Origin of the sequence: Roseococcus sp. (assembly GCF_965227005.1) — a bacterium.
Classification (GTDB): domain Bacteria; phylum Pseudomonadota; class Alphaproteobacteria; order Acetobacterales; family Acetobacteraceae; genus Roseococcus.
In genome coordinates this window covers 108094-127955 of sequence record NZ_CBDDFJ010000021.1, presented here as the reverse complement: position 1 = coordinate 127955, position 19862 = coordinate 108094, and the positions used below count along the sequence as shown (strand labels likewise).

Annotated in this window: 17 protein-coding genes; 11 read left to right on the top strand and 6 right to left on the bottom strand. The window is 70.4% G+C overall.

From position 1 onward, the window contains the following. The first annotated feature begins 1 nt into the window (after position 1). Positions 2–724 carry a phosphate signaling complex protein PhoU gene (gene phoU, locus ACO057_RS11725; RefSeq protein WP_421991860.1) on the top strand — a complete coding sequence of 241 codons (723 nt, stop codon included), beginning with the start codon at positions 2–4 and terminating at the stop codon, positions 722–724. Between the two features lie 7 nt (positions 725–731). Next, positions 732–1454 (top strand): phosphate regulon transcriptional regulator PhoB, encoded by a 723-nt coding sequence (gene phoB / locus ACO057_RS11720; protein WP_421991858.1) that lies wholly within the window; start codon positions 732–734, stop codon positions 1452–1454. Positions 1455–1469: 15 nt separating this feature from the next. Here the strand turns inward: phoB and ACO057_RS11715 are convergent, their stop codons facing one another. Genes ACO057_RS11715 through ACO057_RS11705 form a run of 3 tightly spaced genes read right to left on the bottom strand, consistent with a single transcriptional unit; the run spans position 1470 to position 4593 of the window. Beyond that, positions 1470–2456, bottom strand: coding sequence for a Bug family tripartite tricarboxylate transporter substrate binding protein (locus tag ACO057_RS11715; protein ID WP_421991856.1), 987 nt, complete (start codon positions 2454–2456; stop codon positions 1470–1472). Positions 2457–2494: 38 nt separating this feature from the next. Next, complete coding sequence (locus ACO057_RS11710) at positions 2495–3622, bottom strand: CaiB/BaiF CoA transferase family protein (protein WP_421991854.1); 1128 nt, start codon at positions 3620–3622, stop codon at positions 2495–2497. After that, positions 3619–4593 carry a hydroxymethylglutaryl-CoA lyase gene (locus ACO057_RS11705; RefSeq protein ID WP_421991852.1) on the bottom strand — a complete coding sequence of 325 codons (975 nt, stop codon included), beginning with the start codon at positions 4591–4593 and terminating at the stop codon, positions 3619–3621. The genes ACO057_RS11710 and ACO057_RS11705 overlap by 4 nt, the downstream gene beginning before the upstream one ends. 106 nt (positions 4594–4699) lie before the next feature. Between ACO057_RS11705 and ACO057_RS11700 the strand changes: the two genes are divergently transcribed. From ACO057_RS11700 to ACO057_RS11665, 8 genes are all read left to right on the top strand, one after another. Next, positions 4700–5515 carry an IclR family transcriptional regulator domain-containing protein gene (locus ACO057_RS11700; RefSeq protein WP_421992188.1) on the top strand — a complete coding sequence of 272 codons (816 nt, stop codon included), beginning with the start codon at positions 4700–4702 and terminating at the stop codon, positions 5513–5515. A gap of 167 nt (positions 5516–5682) precedes the next feature. Further along, positions 5683–7767: a 3-hydroxyacyl-CoA dehydrogenase NAD-binding domain-containing protein gene (locus ACO057_RS11695; protein WP_421991850.1), complete on the top strand. Its 2085-nt coding sequence runs from the start codon at positions 5683–5685 to the stop codon at positions 7765–7767. An 11-nt stretch (positions 7768–7778) separates the two neighbouring features. Then, positions 7779–8981, top strand: a complete 1203-nt coding sequence (locus ACO057_RS11690; protein ID WP_421991848.1) for an acyl-CoA dehydrogenase family protein — start codon at positions 7779–7781, stop codon at positions 8979–8981. A gap of 6 nt (positions 8982–8987) precedes the next feature. After that, entirely contained in the window at positions 8988–10133 is a 1146-nt protein-coding gene (locus ACO057_RS11685) for an acyl-CoA dehydrogenase family protein (protein WP_421991846.1), read from the top strand. A 154-nt stretch (positions 10134–10287) separates the two neighbouring features. Next, on the top strand, positions 10288–11499 hold the full coding sequence (locus tag ACO057_RS11680; RefSeq protein ID WP_421991844.1) for an ABC transporter substrate-binding protein: 1212 nt from the start codon (positions 10288–10290) through the stop codon (positions 11497–11499). Positions 11500–11518: 19 nt separating this feature from the next. Beyond that, positions 11519–13354, top strand: a complete 1836-nt coding sequence (locus ACO057_RS11675) for an ABC transporter permease (RefSeq protein WP_421991842.1) — start codon at positions 11519–11521, stop codon at positions 13352–13354. Beyond that, the gene (locus tag ACO057_RS11670) at positions 13351–14106 is read left to right on the top strand and encodes an ABC transporter ATP-binding protein (RefSeq protein WP_421991840.1); all 756 of its coding nucleotides are present in this window, start codon (positions 13351–13353) and stop codon (positions 14104–14106) included. The genes ACO057_RS11675 and ACO057_RS11670 overlap by 4 nt, the downstream gene beginning before the upstream one ends. Then, a complete protein-coding gene (locus tag ACO057_RS11665; protein WP_421991838.1) occupies positions 14106–14807 on the top strand; it encodes an ABC transporter ATP-binding protein in 702 nt (233 codons plus the stop codon). Before ACO057_RS11670 ends, ACO057_RS11665 begins: the two co-directional genes overlap by 1 nt. On the opposite strand, the gene ACO057_RS11660 is transcribed toward ACO057_RS11665, so the two are convergent. Next, positions 14797–15966 carry a hypothetical protein gene (locus tag ACO057_RS11660; protein ID WP_421991836.1) on the bottom strand — a complete coding sequence of 390 codons (1170 nt, stop codon included), beginning with the start codon at positions 15964–15966 and terminating at the stop codon, positions 14797–14799. The two genes, ACO057_RS11665 and ACO057_RS11660, sit on opposite strands and share 11 nt — an antisense overlap. After that, complete coding sequence (locus ACO057_RS11655) at positions 15963–16883, bottom strand: hypothetical protein (protein WP_421991834.1); 921 nt, start codon at positions 16881–16883, stop codon at positions 15963–15965. Before ACO057_RS11655 ends, ACO057_RS11660 begins: the two co-directional genes overlap by 4 nt. Before the next feature lie 120 nt (positions 16884–17003). On the opposite strand from ACO057_RS11655, the gene ACO057_RS11650 reads away from it, so the two are divergent. Continuing rightward, complete coding sequence (locus ACO057_RS11650; RefSeq protein WP_421991832.1) at positions 17004–18371, top strand: bifunctional heptose 7-phosphate kinase/heptose 1-phosphate adenyltransferase; 1368 nt, start codon at positions 17004–17006, stop codon at positions 18369–18371. Between the two features lie 39 nt (positions 18372–18410). Here the strand turns inward: ACO057_RS11650 and ACO057_RS11645 are convergent, their stop codons facing one another. Continuing rightward, a complete protein-coding gene (locus tag ACO057_RS11645) occupies positions 18411–19814 on the bottom strand; it encodes a transglycosylase SLT domain-containing protein (RefSeq protein ID WP_421991830.1) in 1404 nt (467 codons plus the stop codon). Positions 19815–19862: the final 48 nt, after the last annotated feature.

The window sequence follows — 19862 nt, the reverse complement described above, 5'->3', positions numbered from 1 at the left end:
GATGTCCACCAACACGCGAACCCATATCGTCACCAGCTTCGGCGAGGACCTCAAGCGCCTGCGCGAGATGATCGCGCGGATGGGCGGGCTGGCGGAACGCCAGGTGGCCGATTCCGCCCTCGCGCTGGTGCGTCGCGACAGCGTTCTCGCCGCCGAGGTCGTGGCGCGCGACGCGCAGCTCGACGCCATGGAGCGCGAGGTCGAGCAATACAGCGTCCGCCTGCTGGCGCTGCGCCAGCCGATGGCGGCCGACCTGCGTCTCATCATCGCCTGCATGAAGATCAGCCAGGATCTGGAGCGCATCGGCGACTACGCCCGCAACGGCGCGAAGCGCGCGATCGTCATCGCGCAGCAGCCGGTGCTGGGCAGCCTGAACGGCTTCGAGCGCATGGCCGAGCTGGTGCAGGAGAATCTCAAGGGCGCGATCGACGCGCTGGTCGAGGACGATGCCGCCAAGGCCGACGAGGTCTGGGGCAATGACGAGCCGATCGACGGCATCTACAACGGCATCTTCCGCGAGATGCTGACCTTCATGATGGAGGATCCGCGCAACATCACCGCGGCGACGCACCTCCTCTTCATCGCGAAGAATCTCGAGCGCATCGGCGACCACGCCACCAACATCGCCGAGCGCGTCCACTTCGCCGTCCTCGGCGAGCCGCTGACGGAGGAGCGTCCCAAGGCGGACACTTCCTCTTCGGCCGTGGTCAACCCACCGAGCTGAGGAGGCGATGGCCATGCCCGAAGGCTTCAACGGCGGCGGCAAGCCGACCATCCTCATCGTCGAGGACGAGGCGGCGCTGCTTGCGCTGCTGCGCTACAATCTCGAACGCCAGGGCTTCAACGTTGAAGAGGCGACGGACGGACAGGAGGCGCTGCTGCGGATCGCGGAAGCCAAGCCGGATCTCGTCCTGCTCGACTGGATGCTGCCCGCCATGTCGGGCATCGAGGTCTGCCGCCAGATCCGCCGCCGTCCCGCGACGCGCGACCTGCCGGTCATCATGGTCACGGCCCGCACCGAGGACCAGGACGCCGTGCGCGCCTTGGATACGGGCGCGGACGACTACATCGCCAAGCCCTTCGCGATCGAGGCGCTGCTGGCCCGCATCCGCGCGCTGCTGCGCCGGGCGTCCAACGTCTCGGCCAAGGGCAGCATCTCCTACCTGGATCTCGCGATGGACCAGGACGCGCATCGCGTGACGCGCAACGGCCGCGCGCTTCACCTGGGCCCGACCGAATACCGGCTGCTGGAGTTCTTCCTGTCGCATCCGCGCCGCGTCTTCACGCGCGAGCAGCTCCTGGACGCCGTGTGGGGACGCGACATCCATGTGGAGCTGCGGACGGTGGACGTGCACATCCGCCGGCTGCGCAAGGCGATCAACAACGAAGGCGAGGTCGACCTGATCCGCACCGTGCGCTCGGCCGGCTATGCGATGGATGCCGATAACGGCTGACCGGCATCGGGCGCTTCAGTCGAGCGTCGCGCCGGAAGCCTGGATCACCTCCACCCAGCGGGGAATCTCCCGCGCCACGAAGGCGCGGAATTCCTCGGGGCCGAGCCCGCTCGGCCGCAGGCCCTGGGCGGCGAGGGAGGGCTTCACCTCCGGCGAATCCAGCGCAGCGCGCGCGGCGGCGAAGATCCGCTGGGCGATCGGGGCCGGCAGGCGCGCGGGGCCGAAGAGGCCGATCCAGGGTTCGACGATGAAATCGCCCAACCCCTGCTCGCCGGCCGTCGGCACGTCGGGCAGCTCGGGCACGCGGGATTGGGAGAGCAGCGCCAAGGCGCGCATTCGCCCATCGCGCAGATGCGGCAGCACGCCGGTCACGCCATAGACCAGCATGGGCACCTGGCCCGCCAGCACGCCCGTCAAAGCCTGGGCGGCATCGCGATAGGGCACGTGGTTGAGCTGCGCGCCCGTCTTCACGCGCAGCAGCTCGCCCGCCAGATGGCTGGAGCTGCCATTGCCCACCGAGGCGTAGTTCACCCCTCCCGGCTGGCTCTTCGTATAGGCGACGAACTCCGCGAGATTCCGTGCCGGGACGGAGGGATGCACCACCAGCACATTGGGCAGGCTGGCGGCGAGCATGATCGGCGTGAAGTCGCGCAGCACGTCATAGGGCGCAGTGCGCACCAGCGAAGGCACGATGGCGTGGGAGGCGATGCTGCCCATCACCAACGTGTGGCCATCGGGCACGGATTTCGCGACGAAGTCGGAGCCCACGATCCCGGTTGCGCCGGACCGGTTCTCGACGACCACCGGCTGACCGAGCGCCTGGGCCATGGCAGGTGCCAGCAGCCGCGACAGGATGTCGGTCGCATTGCCGGCGGCATAGGGCACGACCATGCGGATGGGCTGGCTCGGAAAGGCCTGGGCGCGTCCGGTGCGGGTATGCAGCAGCGGCAAGGCCGCCAGCCCAGCCAGGGCGCGGCGTCCGGGATATCGGGTCTCGTTCATTCGCTTGTCCTCGTTCCACCCAGTTTTTATCGTCGTTGTTATTCGGCGAGCCCGCGGCTCTCTGGCTCGCCCAGGCGCGGCGCGGCGCCGCTGATGCGCGGCCGCTCCCCCTCGAAGGAGATCGGCATGGCCACCAGGGAGAAATCCTCGCCCGGCACGGGCTGGAACATCCCCGAGGCGACCATCTGCTCGTCCTCCATCAGCTCCGCGATGCTGTTGATCGGCGCGCAGGGCACGCCCGCACCGGTGAGGCGCGCCAGCCAGTCGGCGCGTGGCCCGGCGGCCAGGATTTCGGCGATCATCGGAAGCAGCGTGGCCTGGTTGGTCAGCCGCGCGCGGTTGGTGGCGAAGCGCGGGTCGGTCGTCCATTCCATCCGGCCGAACTGCCCGCAGAGCTTGGCGAAGAGCCGGTCATTGCCGCAGCAGATCAGCAGCGGCCCGTCCGCCGTCTCGAAGCCCTGATAGGGCACGAAGGCGTGATGCCCGGAGGCGTGGCGCCGCGGCTCGCGTCCCTCATTGGCGAATTCGTTGATCTTCTGCCCGGCCCAGAGCACCGCCGTTTCGAAGAGCGAGGTCGTGACGACGCCGCCGCGCCCGGTCTGCTCGCGCCGCCGCAGCGCGGCCAGCGCGCCGATCACCGTCCACATGCCGGTGCCCTGGTCGACGACGGAGGCGCCCATGCGTATGGGCGGCCCCCCCGGTTCGCCCGTGATCGAGGAGAGGCCGCAATAGGCCTGCAGCAAAGGCTCGTAGCCGGGCCGGTCCCGCAGGGGGCCGAACTCGCCGAAGGCCGAGATGGCGCAATAGATCAGCCGGGGATGCCGCGCGCAGACCGCCTCCGAGCCGATCCCCAGGGCCTCGGGCACGCCGGCGCGCAGATTGTGCAGCAGGATGTCGGCGTCTTCGAGCAGGCCATGCAGCGCGGCGATGCCGTCGGGCGATTTCAGATCCAGGATCACCGAGCGCTTGCCGCGGTTGAAGTCGTGGAACATCAGCGCGTCGCCGTGGCGGAAGGGCTGGCCCATCTGGCGCGCGTCGTCGCCGCCTTCGGGCTTCTCCACCTTGATGACCGTGGCGCCCAGATCGGAGAGAATGACGCCGGCGAAGGGCCCCGCCAGCACCTGGCCGAGTTCCACCACGCGAAGGCCGGCGAGGATGCCGCTCATGCCGCGCGGCTCCCGGCGGCGCGCCAGGCGGCGAGGGAGCCGGCATGCATCAGCCGGCCGTTGAGCCGCCGGCCGAGGATGCGCTCGGCCAGCTGCGCCGCCTCCACGAGCCGCTCCAGGTCGATGCCGGTCTCGATGCCGAGCTCGTGGCAGAGAAAGACCATGTCCTCGGTGCAGATATTGCCCGCCGCGCCGCGATCGCCATGCTCGGCGAAGGGGCAGCCGCCCAGGCCGGCGACCGAGCTGTCGAAGCGGTCCACCCCCATCTCCAGCGCGGCCATCACGTTGGCCGCACCCAGGCCGCGCGTGTCGTGCAGGTGCAGGCCGATGGCGATGTCGGGCAGGGCCTCGCGCACGAGGCCAACGAGCCGTCGGACCGCCAGGGGATTCGCCCAGCCGACCGTGTCGGCCAGGGTGATCTCGGGAAGGCGCTGACCGCGCTCGCGGCAGAGGCGCTCGATCGCCACCGCGGTCTGTACCGTGCGTTCCGGCGCGATCTCGCCCTCGAAGCAACAGCCGAAGGCGGTGACCAGGATGGCGCGGGAGAGGGGCACGCCCGCCTCGGCATATAGGTCGATCCAATGCGCCTGGCGCGCCAGCATCTCGGCGGCGGAGCAGTCGTTGTTGCGGCGCGCGAAGGCGTCGGAGACGTAGGCCAGCAAGGTGCCCGCGAGATCGACGCCCTGCGCCGCGCGGGCGCGGGAAAAGCCCCGCTCGTTCAGCCAGAGCCCGTCGTAATGCACGCCCGGCCGGCGGCGGATGGCGGCGAAGAGCGCCTCGGCATCGGCCATCTGCGGCACCTTCTTCGGATGCACGAAGGACGAGACCTGGATGCTGGCGAGGCCGGAATCGGCCAGGGCCTCGACGAGGGCGGCGCGGTCGGCGAGCGGAAACAGCTGGCTCTCGATCTGGAAGCCCTCGCGCGGGCCTTCCTCGCGAAAGGTGACGCGCTTGGGGCGGTCGCCGCTCATGTCTGTTCCTCCTCGAGCGCCCCTAAGGGGCTTGTCATTGGCGCCGTGTTTCCGGTATCCGGAATAACATCCGCTATCCGAATAACCGTAGGAAAGGGGCCTTGCCCTGTCAACGCGCTATGCCGGGCTGCACGACGACCTGCTGCAATCCCTGGCGAAGGGGCTGGCGGTCATCGAGGCCTTCGGTCCCGACACGCCCCGCATGACCCTGAGCGAGGTCGCCCGCCGCATCGGCGTGACGCCGGGCTCCGCGCATCGCGTGCTGCGGACGCTGCTGCATCTGGGCTATGTGGGGCAGGAGGGGCAGCAGTTCTCGCTCCGTCCGCGCGCGCTGATGCTGGGCTACGCCTATCTCTCCTCGCAGCCTTTCACGGCCGTCGTGCAGCCGATGCTGAGCGCGCTGACGGAACGCACGGGCGAATCCTGCTCGCTTGCGCTGCTGGACGGCGCGGACGTGGTCTATGTCGGCCGCGCCGCCTCCAAGCGCCTGCGCCGCGACTACGTGTCGGTCGGCTCGCGCATCCCGGCGCACACGACCTCGGTCGGCAAGGTGTTGCTGGCGGCGCTGCCGGAGCCCGAGCTGGACGCCTGGCTGGCGCGCACCTCGCTCCAGCGAGTCACGCCCCATGCCATCGCTGATGCGGAGGTCCTGCGGGCGGCATTGCGCGAGGTCCGCGCGCAGGGCTTCGGCGTGAACGACCAGGAAACCATCATGGGCATTCGCTCCATCGCCGTGCCCTTGCCCTTCGGCGACCGCGTGGAGGCATCGCTTGGCATGAGCAGCGAGGTGAGCCGGATGGAGATGGGCGAAATGACGGAGCGGCTGGTGCCTGTGCTGCGTGAGGCCGCGGTGGCGATCGGCGCCACCATGGCGGCCCGCGAGCGCGGCGAAAGCCTCGGCATCGCCTTCTGGCGCGGCTAGGCCCGACCTTCCGGTCGGTCGGGCATCGTGACGAGGCGGGCCTTTTAGCTGGGTTTCCGGCCCTCCTCTCAAATTGCCGGCCTCCGGGCCGTGCCGAGCCGTTGACAGCGACGTTGCCCCGGCAGGAAAGTCGACCCAACGAAGTTTTAGAACGAGGAAGCCGGTTCATGGCCGAAGAGCGCTTTGTCGAACACGCGCGCGACGGGGATATCCACATCCTTCGCATCGCGAATCCGCCCGTCAACACGCTGCGGACCGGGGTGCGCGAAGGCCTGCACCTGGGCATCCGGGCGGCGGTCAAGGAAGGCGCGCGCGCCATCGTCCTGATCGGCGACGGGCGCATGTTCTCCGCCGGCGCGGAGATGACCGAATTCGGCAAGCCACGTCAGCCGCCGAGCCTCCCGGAGGTCTTCGACGAGATCGAGAACTGCAAGGTTCCCGTCATCGCCGCCATCCACGGCTCGGCGCTGGGCGGCGGGCTGGAGCTCGCGCTCGCCTGCCATGCTCGCGTGGCCCTGGCCTCGGCGCAGGTCGGCCTGCCCGAGGTGAAGCGCGGCTTCGTGCCCGGCGCCGGCGGCACGCAGCGTCTGCCGCGCCTGATCGGCGGTGAGGCGGCGCTCAAGATCATCGTGACGGGCGAGCCCATCTCGGCCGGCGAGGCGGTGAAGCTCGGCTTCATCAATGCGATCGTGGACGAGCCGCTTGAGGCCTCGGCCGTGGCCTGGGCGCGCGCCCATGCGGGCGACACCTTCGTGCTCGCCCATCACCGCACCGACAAGATCAAGGGCGCCGACATGGCGGCCTTCGACGCCGCCGCGGCCGCGCTGCTGAAGCGCGCGCGTGGCCAGGAAAGCCCGAAGGGTTGCGTGACGGCGGTTCGCGCCGCGCTCACGCACAGCTTCGACGAGGGCCTCGCCGTCGAGCGCGAGCAGTTCACCCGCCTCGTCTCCGGCGAGCAGAGCCAGGCGCTCCGCCACGTCTTCTTCGGCGAGCGCGAGGCGCAGCGCATCCCCGGCATGCCCGAAGGCACGAAGTCCCTGCCGGTGAAGAACGCGGTCGTGATCGGCGGCGGCACCATGGGCGGCGGCATCGCGATGAACTTCGCGAACAACTACATCCCCGTCACCATCGTGGAGACGACGCAGGAGGGGCTCGACAAGGGCCTCGCCCGTTGCGACGCCAATTGGCAGCGCACGCTCAAGAGCGGCCGCCTGACCCAGGCCGAATACGAAAAGCGCCGCTCCTTCCTCAAGGGCAGCATCGACCTCAACGTGGTCAAGGACGCCGACCTCGTGATCGAGGCGGTCTTCGAGAACATGGAGGTGAAGAAGGAGATTTTTGCGAAGCTCGACAAGCTGGCTCGCCCAGGCGTCGTGCTCGCCTCGAATACCTCCACGCTCTCCATCGACGAGATCGCCTCGGCCACGAACCGGCCCGAGCTGGTGATCGGGATGCACTTCTTCTCGCCGGCGAACGTCATGCGCCTGCTGGAAAATGTGCGTGGCGCGAAGACCAATTACGACGCCATCGCGACGGCGACGGAAGTGGGCAAGCGCATCGGCAAGCTGCCGGTACTGGTCGGCAATTGCGACGGCTTCGTCGGCAACCGCATGACCGGCAAGCGCACGCCGCAGGTGGAGAAGCTGCTGCTGGAAGGCTGCCTCCCGCAGGACATCGACCGCGTGATGGAGACCTATGGCATGGCCATGGGCCCGCTCGCGACCGGTGATCTCGCCGGCCTCGACATCGGCGCCGCGGTCCGCAAGGCGCGCGGCACGGTAGCCCCCATCGCCGACGTCCTCGTCGCGCGCGGCCGCTTCGGCCAGAAGACCAGCAAGGGCTGGTACATGTACGACGAGAAGCGCACGCGCCTTCCCGACCCCGAGGTCGAGGCCGTCATCCTCGACGTCGCGGAGAAGATGCAGGTCCGCCGCCGCAAGATCGAGGATCAGGAGATCCTCGAGCGCATGCTGCTGCCCATGGTGAACGAGGGCGCGCGCATCCTGGAGGAGGGCGTGGCCTTCCGCGCCATCGATATCGACATCGTCTTCTGCAACGGCTTCGGCTGGCCCGCCTGGCGCGGCGGCCCGATGTTCTGGGCCGACCGTATGGGGCTGAAGAACGTCCGCGACCGGCTCCAGCATTATGCCGAGCTGACCAACGACGCCAATCTGATGCCCGCCAAACTCATCGAACAGCTCGCGGCCGAAGGGGGCACCTTCGCGGCCCTCGGCGTCAAGCGCGCGGCCTAGGAGACGCCCCCATGGAACTCCGCTTCACCGACGCCGAGGTCGCCTTTCGCGCGGAGGTTCGCGCCTTCCTCGCTGCCCAGCTGCCGGACGCCGTGCGCCAGCACCTCATCTCCGGCAAGACGCCGACCAAGGAGATGGTCGTCGACTGGCAGCGCAAGCTGAACAAGCGCGGCTGGGCCGCCCCGGAATGGCCGGTGGCCTACGGCGGCCCCGGCTGGTCGCCCGCGCAGAAGTACATCTTCCGCGAGGAGCTGCAGATGTGGCCGGCGCCCTCGCCGCTCGGCTTCAACATCAACATGTGCGGCCCCGTGGTGATTCAGTTCGGCACGGAGGAGCAGAAGAAGCGTTTCCTGCCGCGCATGCTCAACCTCGACGATTGGTGGTGCCAGGGCTTCTCCGAGCCGGGCGCGGGTTCCGATCTCGCGGGCCTCAAGACCAAGGCCGTCCTCGAGAACGGCGAATGGGTCATCAACGGCCAGAAGACCTGGACCACGCTGGCGCAGCATGCCGACTGGATCTTCGTCCTCGCCCGCACCGATTTCACGGCGAAGAAGCAGGAGGGCATCTCCTTCTTCCTCGTCGACATGAAGACGCCCGGCATCACCGTGCGCCCGATCATCACGATCGAGGGCGGCCATGAGGTGAACGAGGTCTTCTTCGACGACGTGAAGGTTCCCGCGAACCTGCTCGTCGGCGAGGTCAACAAGGGCTGGGATTGCGGCAAGTACCTGCTGGGCAACGAGCGCTTCGGCCAGGCCCGCGTCGGCGCCTCGCGCGAGCGCATCCGTCGCCTCAAGGCCATCGCCAAGGAGACGATGGATGGCGGGCGCCCGCTCAGCGAGGACCCCGAATTCCGCCGCCAGGTGACGGAGATGGAGGTCGAGCTCAAGGCCCTGGAGATGACCGTCATGCGCGTCATCGCCAACGAGACCAAGCGCGCCGGATCGGGCAAGCCCGACCCCACGACCTCCGTGCTCAAGATCAAGGGCACCGAGATCCAGCAGGGCGTGTCCGAGCTGCTGATGAAGGCCGCCGGCCCCTATGCCTGGGTCGATGGCGACCCCGATGCCGAGGGCAGCAACGAGTGGGACGTGGCGCCGGACTGGGCCTTCGGCCTCGCCGGGATCTACTTCAACTGGCGCAAGCAGAGCATCTACGGTGGGTCCAACGAGATCCAGCGGAACATCATGGCAAAAGCGTTCCTGGGGCTCTGAGCACACATGGATTTTGATCTCAACGAGTCCCAGGCCCTCCTGCAGGACAGCGTCCGCAAGAGCCTGACCGCGAAATACGGCTTCGAGAACCGCAAGGCCTATATGGCCAGCGAAACCGGCTGGAGCCGCGAGCTCTGGGCGCAGTATGCCGATCTCGGCCTGCTGGGCCTGCCCTTCTCCGAGGAGGATGGCGGCTTCGGCGGCGGTCCCGAGGAGACGATGCTCGTCGCCGAACAGATGGGCCGGCACATCACGCTGGAGCCCTGGTTCAGCACGGTCGTGCTGGGCGGCGGCCTGCTGCGTCACGGCGCCGATGCGGCGCTGCGCGGCGAGCTGGTCCCGGCCATCGCCTCGGGCGAGGCGCTGATGGCGTTGGCCCAGGTCGAACGCCAGTCGCGCTACGATCTCTTCGACGTGACCACCACTGCGAAGAAGGACGGCACGGGCTATGTCATCACCGGCCGCAAGGGCATGGTGCTGCATGGCGACACGGCCGACTGGTTCGTCGTCTCCGCCCGCGTCTCGGGCGGCCAGCGCGACAAGGGCGGCATCGGCCTCTTCCTCGTCTCGGCCAAGACGCCGGGCGTCGAGGTCCGCGGCTTCCGCACCGTCGATGGCGGCCGCGCGGCCGAGGTGGACTTCACCAATGCCCGCAGCCATGCCGTGCTCGGTGCGCCGGAGGGCGGCCTGCCCATCCTCGACCGCGTGGTGGACGAGGCCATCGCGGCCCTCGCCGCCGAGGCGGTGGGCGCGATGGAAGTCGTCCACAACATGACGCTGGACTACATGAAGACGCGCCAGCAGTTCGGGAAGGTCATCGGCACCTTCCAGGCGCTGCAGCACCGCGCGGCGGACATGCTGGTGGCGCTCGAGCAGTCGCGCAGCATGGCCTTCTTCGCGACCATGGCGGCCCAGGGCGACAACGCCGTGGAGCGGCGCAACAACATGCACGCGGTGAAGGCCCAGATCGGCCGCTCGCAGCGCTTCGTGGGGCAGCAGAGCATCCAGCTTCACGGCGGCATCGCCATGACGATGGAATACGGCGCGGGTCACTACTTCAAGCGCCTGACGGTGAACGAGGCGATGTTCGGCGATACCGACCATCACCTCCGCGCCCTGGCCGATGCCGGGGGCCTCATCCAGGCGGCGTGATCCGAAGCCCGCTATCGCCGGCGGGAGGCTTCGGGCCTTCCGCCGCGTCGGATCGGTAAGAGACCATGCCTAAAGTGCTGATTTTCGGCATTTAACATTGCAGCATGGACCGGCTCTTGCTTGGATGCGCCCGCCAGCCATCCGGAGCCTCGTCATGAATTTCGCCCTTCCCCGTCGCACCGCCCTCCTGGGCGCCGCGGCCACGCTGGCCACGCCGGCCATCGCGCAGGAGGGGCCGATCCGCATTGGCGAGGTCAATTCCTACTCCTCCCAGCCCGCCTTCCTCGCTCCCTATCGCAACGCCTGGATGCTGGTACAGGACGAGGTGAACGCGGCCGGCGGCATCAACGGCCGCCGCATCGAGACCATCTTCCGCGACGATGCCGGCAAGCCCGAGGACGCCGTGCGCCACGCCGGCGAGCTCCTGAACAATGAGCGCGTGCACCTGCTGGCCGGCGGCTTCCTCTCCAATGTCGGCCTGGCGCTGGCGGATTTCGCCAATCAGAACCGCCGGCTCTTCGTGGCCTCCGAGCCGCTGACCGATGCGCTCGTCTGGGCGCGGGGCAATCGCTACACCTTCCGGCTGCGCTGCAGCACCTACATGCAGGCGGCGATGCTGGTGGAGGAGGCGGCCAAGCTGCCGCCGATGCGCTGGGCCACCGTCGCGCCGAACTACGAATACGGCCAGTCCGCCGTCCGCTGGTTCAAGGAGCTGCTGCTGCGCGCGAAGCCCGGCACCACCTTCGTCGCCGAGCAGTTCCCCGCGCTGGGCCGCATCGATGCGGGGGCGACCGTGCAGGCCCTGGCCAGCGCCAATCCGCAGGCGATCTTCAACGTCACCTTCGCCCAGGACCTCACCAATTTCGTGCGCCAGGGCAGCACGCGCGGGTTGTTCGAGCGCCGCACCGTCGTCTCCATGCTGACCGGCGAGCCGGAATACCTGGACGCGCTGGGCGACGAGGCGCCGGAGGGCTGGATCGTCACCGGCTATCCGTCGGCCGATATCGCCAATCCTGGCCATGTGCGCTTCCGCGAGGCTTATCGCCGCCGCTTCAACGAATTGCCCAAGCTTGGCAGCATCGTCGCGGCGGATACCGTGGCCGCGATCGTCGCCATGCTGAAGAAGGCCAATTCCACCGAGACGGATCCGATGGTCGCCGCCATGTCCGGCCTCACCTTCGCGGGCCATTTCGGCGAGGCCGAGACCGAGTTCCGCGCGATCGACCACCAGGCCACCATGGGCGCCTATGTCGGCAAGACGGCGCTGCGCAACGGCCGCGGCGTGATGGTCGACTGGCGCTACGCCGACGGGCGCAACTACTTGCCGACCGACGAGGTGGTGCGGACGCTGCGGCCCCAAGGTTAGGCGAAGGGCTGACGCGCGCTTGCTGGAGAACCTACTGGTCCAGGGATTGAGCGGGTTGGCCTCGGCCTCCTCGCTCTTTCTCGTGGCCTCCGGCCTGACGGTCATCTTCGGCGTCACGCGCATCGTGAACTTCGCGCATGGCAGCCTCTACATGCTGGGCGCCTATCTCTCCTGGATGCTGGTGACGAACCTGCCGCGCGGCCATCTCGGCTTCTGGGGCGGGGTGCTCGCGGCGGCGCTGATCGTGGGCGCCATCGGCGTGCTGATCGAGCTGCTGCTGCTGCGCCGGATCTACAAGGCACCTGAGCTGTTCCAGCTTCTCGCCACCTTCGGCGTGGTGCTGATCGTGCAGGATCTCGCGCTGTTGACCTGGGGCGCGCAGGATCTGCTCGGTCCGCGCGCGCCCGGCCTGCGCGGCGCGACCGAGATCCTGGGCGTCCGCTTCCCGCTTTACGATCTCTTCCTCATCGGCGTCGGGCCGGTGGTGCTGGGCCTTCTCTGGCTGCTCTTCCACCGCACGCGCTGGGGCACGCTCGTGCGCGCCGCGACCGCCGATCGCGAGATGGTCGGCGCGCTGGGCGTGAACCAACGCATGCTCTTCACCACCGTTTTCTTCCTGGGCTCGGTGCTGGCCGGCCTGGGCGGGGCGCTGCAACTCCCGCGCGAGAGCGTGAACCTTCAGATGGACCTCGCCGTCATCGCGGAGGCCTTCGTGGTGGTGGTGGTGGGCGGCCTCGGCTCGCTGCCCGGCGCCTTTCTCGCGGCCCTGCTGATCGGCGAGCTCCAGGCCTTCGGCATCCTCATCTTCCCGCGGATCACGCTGGTCCTGGCCTTCCTCGTGATGGCCGTGGTTCTGGTGATCCGCCCGCATGGGCTGCTCGGCCGCGCGCCCGCGACGGCGCATGGCGCGGCGGCGATCGAGCCGCCCTATCCGCCGCCTTCGGCCTGGATGCGCCGTCTCGGCCTCGTCGCGCTGGCGCTGGCGGTGGTCGTCCCGCCCTTCCTTGGCGACTATGCGCTGATCGTCTTCACCGAGATCGCGATCATGGTACTCTTCGCGGCCAGCCTGCACTTCATCATGGGCCCGGGCGGCATGGCGAGCTTCGGCCACGCGGCCTATTTCGGCTTCGGCGCCTATGGCGCGGCGCTGCTGCTGTCGCACTTCGCCGCGCCCATGGAGCTCGGCCTGCTCGCCGCGCCCTTCGCCGCCGGGCTGGGGGGCGTGGTCTTCGGCTGGTTCTGCGTGCGGCTTTCGGGCGTCTATGCCGCGATGCTGACGCTGGCCTTCGCGCAGATCGCCTGGTCCACCGCCTTCCAATGGGTGGAGCTGACCGGCGGCGACAACGGCATCCTCGGCGTCTGGCCGAGCGCCTGGGCGCAGTCGAAGCTGGTCTATTACTACCTCGCTCTGACGCTCTGCACGGGGGCGACGCTGCTGCTGCGCCGGGCGATCTTCGCGCCCTTCGGCTATGCGCTGCGGGCCGGGCGCGACAGCCCGTTGCGCGCCGAGGCCATCGGCATGGACGGCTTTCGCATCCGTTGGGTGGCCTTCATCCTGGCCGCGATGGCGGCGGGCATCGCGGGCGGGCTCTTTGCCTATGCCAAGGGCAGCGTCTTCCCGACCTATATGAGCCTCTCGCGCTCGGTGGACGCGCTGCTGATGGTGCTGCTCGGCGGCGTTCAGACGGTGATCGGCCCCATCCTCGGCGCGCTGGCCTATACCTGGATGCACGAGCAGCTGATGCGCGCCTTCGATCTGTGGCGGCTGTTCCTGGGCGTGATCATCCTGGTGCTGGTGCTGTTCTTCCCGCGGGGGCTCGCGGGGGCTTTGCAGCGCGGGGAGAAGCGGACGTGACGCTGGAAGTCCGCGACCTGCACAAATCCTTCGGCGGCGTGGACGCCGTCTCCGGCGTGTCGCTCTCGGTGGCGGCGGGCGAGCTTCTCGCGCTGATCGGCCCCAACGGCGCGGGGAAATCCACCTGCTTCAACATGCTGAACGGCCAGCTCCGCCCCGATCGCGGTTCGGTGAAGCTGGGCGGGCGGGAGATCACCGGCCTTGCGCCGCGGCAGATCTGGCGAATGGGCGTCGGCCGCACCTTTCAGATCACCGCCACCTTCGGCTCCATGACCGTGGTGGAGAACGTGCAGATGGCGCTGCTCAGCCACGCGCGGCGCCTCTTCGACGTCTGGAATCCGGTCGCGAAGGAAGACCCGGCGCGCGCCATGGCGCTGCTCGACCGCGTGGGCATGTCCGCGCAGGCCGCGCGGCCCTGCGGCGTGCTGGCCTATGGCGATCTCAAGCGCGTCGAGCTCGCCATCGCTTTGGCCAATGACCCCGCCCTGCTCCTCATGGACGAGCCCACCGCCGGCATGGCCCCCGCCGAGCGCGTGGCGCTGATGGAGCTCACGGCGAGGATCGCGCGCGAGGGCGGCATCGCCGTGCTCTTCACCGAGCACGACATGGATGTCGTCTTCGCCCATGCCGACCGCATCCTGGTGTTGGACCGCGGCAAGCCCATCGCCGAGGGCATCCCCGACGAGGTCCGGCGCGACCCGCGCGTGCGCGAGGTCTATCTCGGCACCGGCGCCACGCACGGCTACAGCTGATGCTCGACGTCACGAATCTCCACGCCCATTACGGCCGCGCCCACATCCTCCAGGGCGTCACCCTGGCGCTGCGCGAGGGCGAGGTCCTGGCGCTGCTGGGCCGCAACGGCGCGGGCAAGAGCACGACCATGAAATCCGTGATGGGCCTGGTCCGCCCGACCTCCGGCACGGTGCGCTTCTGCGGCGACCAGCTGGCCGGCCGCGAGCCCTTCGAGATCGCCCGCCGGGGCATCGGCTACGTGCCGGAAGAGCGCCGCATCTTCACCGAACTTACCGTGATGGAGAATCTGGAGGTCGGCCGCAGGCCCCCGCGCCAGGGCATCCAACCCTGGACGCCCGAGCGTGTCTTCACCCTCTTCCCCAGCCTCGGCGCCATGCGCGGCCGGGCCGGCGGACGCATGAGCGGCGGCGAGCAGCAGATGCTCACCATCGGCCGCACCCTCATGGGCAATCCGCTCCTCATCCTGCTCGATGAGCCGAGCGAGGGCCTCGCCCCCGTCCTCCTCGAGCGCATGGCCGAGGCCATCCTCGCGCTCAAGCGCGAGGGCATGACCGTCCTCCTGAGCGAGCAGAACCTGCACTTCGCGCGACTGGTCTCCGACCGCGCCTGCGTGCTGGAGAAGGGCGCGATCCGCTGGGAGGGCAGCATGGCATCGCTGATGACGGATGAGGCGGTGCGGGCCCAATACCTCACGGTCTGACCTCCAGCACCTTGCCCGTGAAATGCGTGATGCCGTGCTGCCAGGCCCAGGCGATGGCGGCGGGAGTATCGGCGCCGAGCAGGATCACCCGCGCGCGATCTTCCGGCAGCGCCGCATCCCAGGCCGCGCGGGCGGCGCCGTCGCCCGACAGCAGCGCCGACCGGAAGCGCAGCCGCAGCATCGGCAGGTCCAGCCTTCGCGCCGGTAGCAGCGGCAGCAAGACGGGCTCCATCTCGTCCAGGCCGAGCCGCCAGCCGCGCCGCTGCGACAGGCCGCGCGCGAGCGTGAAGCCCGCGGGATCGGCGAGGAGTTCGTCCACGCCCACGCAGACCAGCAGATGGCTCCGGCCCTGCGCGCCCAGCACGGCCTCGAGCCGCAGGAACTCGACCTCCGTGATGGAGCCCAGGCCGAGGAGGAGGCAGGCCTCCCCCAGGTTCCGCGCCTCCTGCGGGCGAGCCAGATCCGCCAGCATCCGGCGCTCCGCGGCGTGGCGGAAGCGCCGCGCATAGCCTGGCGCGCCGGCGAGCGAACGACCCGGCAGCAGGGCCGCCGCGATATCGGCCATATGCGGCCGGAGCTCGGTCCAGACCGGTTGGGCCTGCTCGTCGCCCGAGGCCAGCCGCCACACCGTCTGGCGCCGCAGATAGGAGGCCAGATTGGCCGTCGCCATCGCCCGCAGGGCGGCATCCATCTCGGCTCCCGAGGGGGGCGGCAGGCGGGGAGCGCGATCCGGCAGTGGCGTCGGGAGACCGTCGACCCCAAGCGCGCCCTCGACCAGCGTGAGCAGCCGCGCCGCCTCGGCCGGCAGGCGCAGGGTGGGTAGGAGCCGATCCGCCGCGATCTCCGGCAGCAGGCGGGCGAGGCTGCGCCGCACCTCGTCCAGATGCTCGCCGGGCGGGGGCGACAGCACGACGAGATCCCCGCCGGGCAGCTCGTAGAGGCGCGCGCGCGTGGGGCGGAGCACGGGCGCCAGGGCCTCGCGGACCAGGCGCAGATGGCGCGGCTCGCGCAGATGCGCGGGCAGGAGCGACAGCCGCAGATACAGCGCGCGCCGCTCGACGCCGGAGGTGACGCATTCGCGCGCCAGGGTCGCGAGCGCCTGGGCGTCGCGCATGGGCTGGCTGCCGTCCCATCCCAGCTCCGCCGTGGCGAGGCTCATGGCGCGATGCCCTCGTGCAGGACGCCCGGCGCGCGGCACCAGCCCGGCACGTCCCGTCCGAGCGCGACCAGCAGGTCCGGCCGGTGCCGGGGCGGTTCCGCGCTGATGGGCGCGGCCCAGGCCAGTCCCCGCACCTCCACCCAGTCCAGCGCCCGCGCCTCGGCCGTGAGGAGCCCCACGGCCCAGCCGGCGGCGCGCAACCCGGCCTCCAGCGCGGCGAAGCGCGCGGGATCGGCGCGCGAGGAGAGAGGCAGCAGCGCGAGGGGCCGGTTTGGGTCGTCCTGCGCCGCGCCGCGCAAAGGCGCCCCGCTCGGCAGGCCACCCAGCGGCAGGTCGAGGATCAGCCGAAGGCCGGGCCGCAGCGGGGGGAGGGCGCCGCGCTGCGAGGGATCGGCGAGGGCGGCCAGGAGCCGGCCGCAGAGCCACTCGCGCGCCAGGGCCTCCAGTCCCGGATCGGAGAGTCCCAGCGGGGTTGGCCCGAGCCGTTGCGCCACCGCGCTTTGACCGGCCCCCTCGGCAAAGAGCGTGAGGCAAGCGAGATCCGGCACGGCCATGGCGGCGCAGCGCGCCTCCAGCTCGGCAAGGCTTGGTGTCGCGGCCTCGGCCATCGCGTCGCGGCAGCGGGCCGCGGCCGACTCGCGCCCGAGGGGCAGGGTCCAGGATTCGGGCATCCGACCCGTGATCTCGGCGATCATCCGGCCGGCGCGTTGGCCCGGCGCGGCCTGCGCGCCCAGCAGAAGGTCGCCGCCGGGCAAGGTGAGCACCTGGCCACCGCCGAGCACCGCGGCCTCGTCCATCATGGCGCGCGCAATTCTCCGCGATGGCAGGGGCCCGCGCGCCGGGCTGAACAGGGCCAGCCCACCCTCCGGCACGGCGGCCAGGGCCGCATGCCAATCCATCGAAACCGGTTGCCCCATGATCGTCGCGGCCCTTCCTGCGCCACGCGGCATCCTGGATCGGCGATGGTTAATGAATCTCTACGATTGCGACGATGAAGGCCCTGCGCTACGCCATCAACGATGCCAGCGAGCCCCCCTTTGCCTGTCCACGATGCGGCGACCCCCGCCCAATTGTCTGAAGCGGTTCGGGGTTTTGCGCGCGGCGCCGTCCTCGTCGTCGGTGACGCGATGGTGGACCGTTATGTCTATGGCACCGTGAACCGGGTGAGCCCCGAGGCTCCGGTGCCCATCCTGACCGTCGAGCGCGAGGTCGCGCTGCCGGGCGGGGCGGGCAATGTGGTGCGCAACCTCACCGCCCTTGGCGCGGCGGTGGCCTTCGTCTCCGTGGTCGGCGACGACCAGGCCGGCAGCGACCTCACCGGGCTGATCGGCGGACAGCCGCGCGTCGAGCCCTGGCTGCTCGTCCAGGGCGGCCGCACCACCACGATGAAGACGCGCTTCCTCTCCGGCGGCCAGCACCTGCTGCGCACCGATCGCGAGCAATCCGCGCCCATCCATCCGCGCCTCGCGGATCGGCTGGTGAAGATCGCCTCCGACGCCGTGGCCGCGACCACGACCCTGGTGCTCTCCGACTACCGCAAGGGCGTGCTGGCGGGCGACATCCCGGCCCGGCTGATCGCCTCGGCCCAGGCCGCCGGCCGCCGCGTCGTGGTGGACCCCAAGGGCGGTGATCACGGCCGCTTCGCGGGCGCCGACCTCATCATCCCCGAGCCGGCCGAGCTCGCCGGCGCCACCGGCCTGCCCGTGCATGACGAGGCCAGCGTCGCCGCCGCCGCCAGCGTCTTGCGGCGGATGCACAATTTCGGCGCCGTGCTGGTGCCCCGCGCGCCCGACGGGCTGACCCTGCTCGAGGTCGAGGCCGATGGCAGCGAGACCATCCGCCACTTCCGCGCCGAGGCCTCCGAGGTCCATGACCCGGCCGGCGGCGGCGATGCCGTCGTGGCGGTCGTGGCCGCGGGCATCGCGACCGGGCTGTCGCTGGCCTCCGTTGCGCGGCTGGCGGCGCTGGCGCTGGGCATCGTCAGCCGCAAATCCGGCATCGCGCCGGTCCGTGCCGAGGAGTTGCTGGAGGGTCTGACGCCCGGGCGCAGCGCCGCGCGCAAGCTCGTCTCCCTGCCGCTCGCGGCCGAGGTGATCGAGCGCTGGAAGCATCGCGGCTGGCGCATCGGCCTGCTGCAGGTGAACGGCAAGGCCTGCCCGCCCGCCCTGACGGAACAGGCGCGTCGCTGGTGCGACCGGCTTCTGGTCGGCGTGGCGGGGGAGGGCGAGGCGGCCGACCGCCTGGCCGAGCGCCCCGAGGTCGATCTCGTCGCGATCGGCGCGGATCAGGGCGGCGAGGAATTGCTGCGGCTGCTGCGGCCGGACGTGCTGGTCGCGAACGACGCGGATGCCGAGCTGACCGCGCTGCTGCGCGAATGGGGCGGCGAGGTTCGCGCCGCCGTCTGACGACCGGCGGGATCGGATCCCGCCGGGTTCTCCGAAGAGCTAGTCCGGCGAGACCACGTTGCAGCCGTTGCGGCTGCGCAGCCGGTCGCAGGCCTGCGACGCCCCGCCCTGGCTGAGGCCGACGACGCGGGCGCGGAACAACGTGGCGCGCCCCACCGAAACGGGCATCACGACCACGCGGCCACCGACGGTGCTTTGCGCGCCCTGGGCTGCCGAACGTGCCTGATCGGGCGAGGTGAAGGCGCCGACCTGGACGCCCCAGGCGCCGTTCGAGGCCACCGCCGGTCGAACGCTGGCCGAGGAGAGGCTGCTGGCCTGGGCCGTCCCGATGAAGCCGAAGCGCGAAGCGCTGGGCGTCGGCGGGCGGCTGGCGACCAGTTGCGGCGGTGCGGCGGCGCGGCTGGGGACGAAGGGCGCCGGCGTTTCGGACCGCGCGGCGCTTTCGGCCAGGCGCGCGGCGCCCTCCGGCGTGGAGCCGTCGGGAATGGGGTCCATGCGGCCGACGATGATCCGGTCGCCCATGATCTCGCCGCCGCTCGCGCCATAGCTCCGCCCGCCGCTCTCGGCGAGGCGAGCCGCGCCCTCGGGGGTGGAGCCGTCGGGGATCGGCATCATCGCGACCACGCCGGGGCCGCCGGGGACCAGACCGCCGCCCGTGGAGGCGAGGCTGCTCATGTTGACCGGCGCGGCCGAGGCCATACGGACCGGGGCGGAGCTCGACTCGGCCGGCGGCAGCGAGGCGTATTGCGCGTTCTGCTCGCGGATGGAGCGGGCGTCGGCCAGGGCGGCGCGCATGGAGGCGTCCATGCGGCGGGGGCCCTGGGGCACGTTCAGCGGGATCTCAGCGGCCGCATAAACTTCGGCGGGCGCGCGGCGCGTCGGACTCGAGCGGATCACATTGGGTCCGACGCGGGCGACGTAGTTGCGCGTCTCGGCCGGCAATCCGCGATTGTTGTAGAGGTAGTCCTCCAGGCGGCGCGGGCCGGCGTTATAGGCGGCCAGGAAGGCGGGCGAGCCGTAGAGGTCATACATCTCGCGCAGATAGGCGGCGCCGGCCATCAGGTTGTCATAGGGGTGATAGGGGTCGTCGCCGAGGGTGTGGCGGCGCTGCAGCTCACGATAGGTGCCGGGCATCACCTGCATCAGGCCCATGGCCCCGACCGGCGAGGTGGCCCCGGCGCGACCGCCGGATTCCTGCCGCATCACGCTGCGGATCCAGGTCTCGGGGACGTCGAAGCGGCGCGAAGCCTCGCGGATCCAGGGGCCCCAGGGATCGCTGGCGGGACCGGGCGGATTGTAGCTGCGGGAGGCCGAGCGATAGGTGGAGGTCGTCGGGCTGCCACTTTGGGGCGAACTGCCGCAGGCGGCCAGCAGGGCCAGGACTCCGAGCGCGGCCAAAGGTCGCACCAGCCGAGACCCTCGGCGCAGGACGATAACGTGCATTCCCCAGAAACTCCCCCTGTCGCCGCGAAAATGGCGACCAGAACCACC

Excerpts from the sequence above, each read along its gene's own strand:
- ACO057_RS11695 (WP_421991850.1), top strand. The coding sequence starts at position 5,683 with ATGGCCGAAGAGCGCTTTGTCGAACACGCGCGCGACGGGGATATCCAC.
- ACO057_RS11710 (WP_421991854.1), bottom strand. The coding sequence starts at position 3,622 with ATGAGCGGCATCCTCGCCGGCCTTCGCGTGGTGGAACTCGGCCAGGTG.
- phoU (WP_421991860.1), top strand. The coding sequence starts at position 2 with ATGTCCACCAACACGCGAACCCATATCGTCACCAGCTTCGGCGAGGAC.
- ACO057_RS11645 (WP_421991830.1), bottom strand. The coding sequence starts at position 19,814 with ATGCACGTTATCGTCCTGCGCCGAGGGTCTCGGCTGGTGCGACCTTTG.
- phoB (WP_421991858.1), top strand. The coding sequence starts at position 732 with ATGGCCATGCCCGAAGGCTTCAACGGCGGCGGCAAGCCGACCATCCTC.
- ACO057_RS11680 (WP_421991844.1), top strand. The coding sequence starts at position 10,288 with ATGAATTTCGCCCTTCCCCGTCGCACCGCCCTCCTGGGCGCCGCGGCC.
- ACO057_RS11715 (WP_421991856.1), bottom strand. The coding sequence starts at position 2,456 with ATGAACGAGACCCGATATCCCGGACGCCGCGCCCTGGCTGGGCTGGCG.
- ACO057_RS11655 (WP_421991834.1), bottom strand. The coding sequence starts at position 16,883 with ATGGGGCAACCGGTTTCGATGGATTGGCATGCGGCCCTGGCCGCCGTG.
- ACO057_RS11665 (WP_421991838.1), top strand. The coding sequence starts at position 14,106 with ATGCTCGACGTCACGAATCTCCACGCCCATTACGGCCGCGCCCACATC.
- ACO057_RS11690 (WP_421991848.1), top strand. The coding sequence starts at position 7,779 with ATGGAACTCCGCTTCACCGACGCCGAGGTCGCCTTTCGCGCGGAGGTT.
- ACO057_RS11660 (WP_421991836.1), bottom strand. The coding sequence starts at position 15,966 with ATGAGCCTCGCCACGGCGGAGCTGGGATGGGACGGCAGCCAGCCCATG.
- ACO057_RS11705 (WP_421991852.1), bottom strand. The coding sequence starts at position 4,593 with ATGAGCGGCGACCGCCCCAAGCGCGTCACCTTTCGCGAGGAAGGCCCG.
- ACO057_RS11685 (WP_421991846.1), top strand. The coding sequence starts at position 8,988 with ATGGATTTTGATCTCAACGAGTCCCAGGCCCTCCTGCAGGACAGCGTC.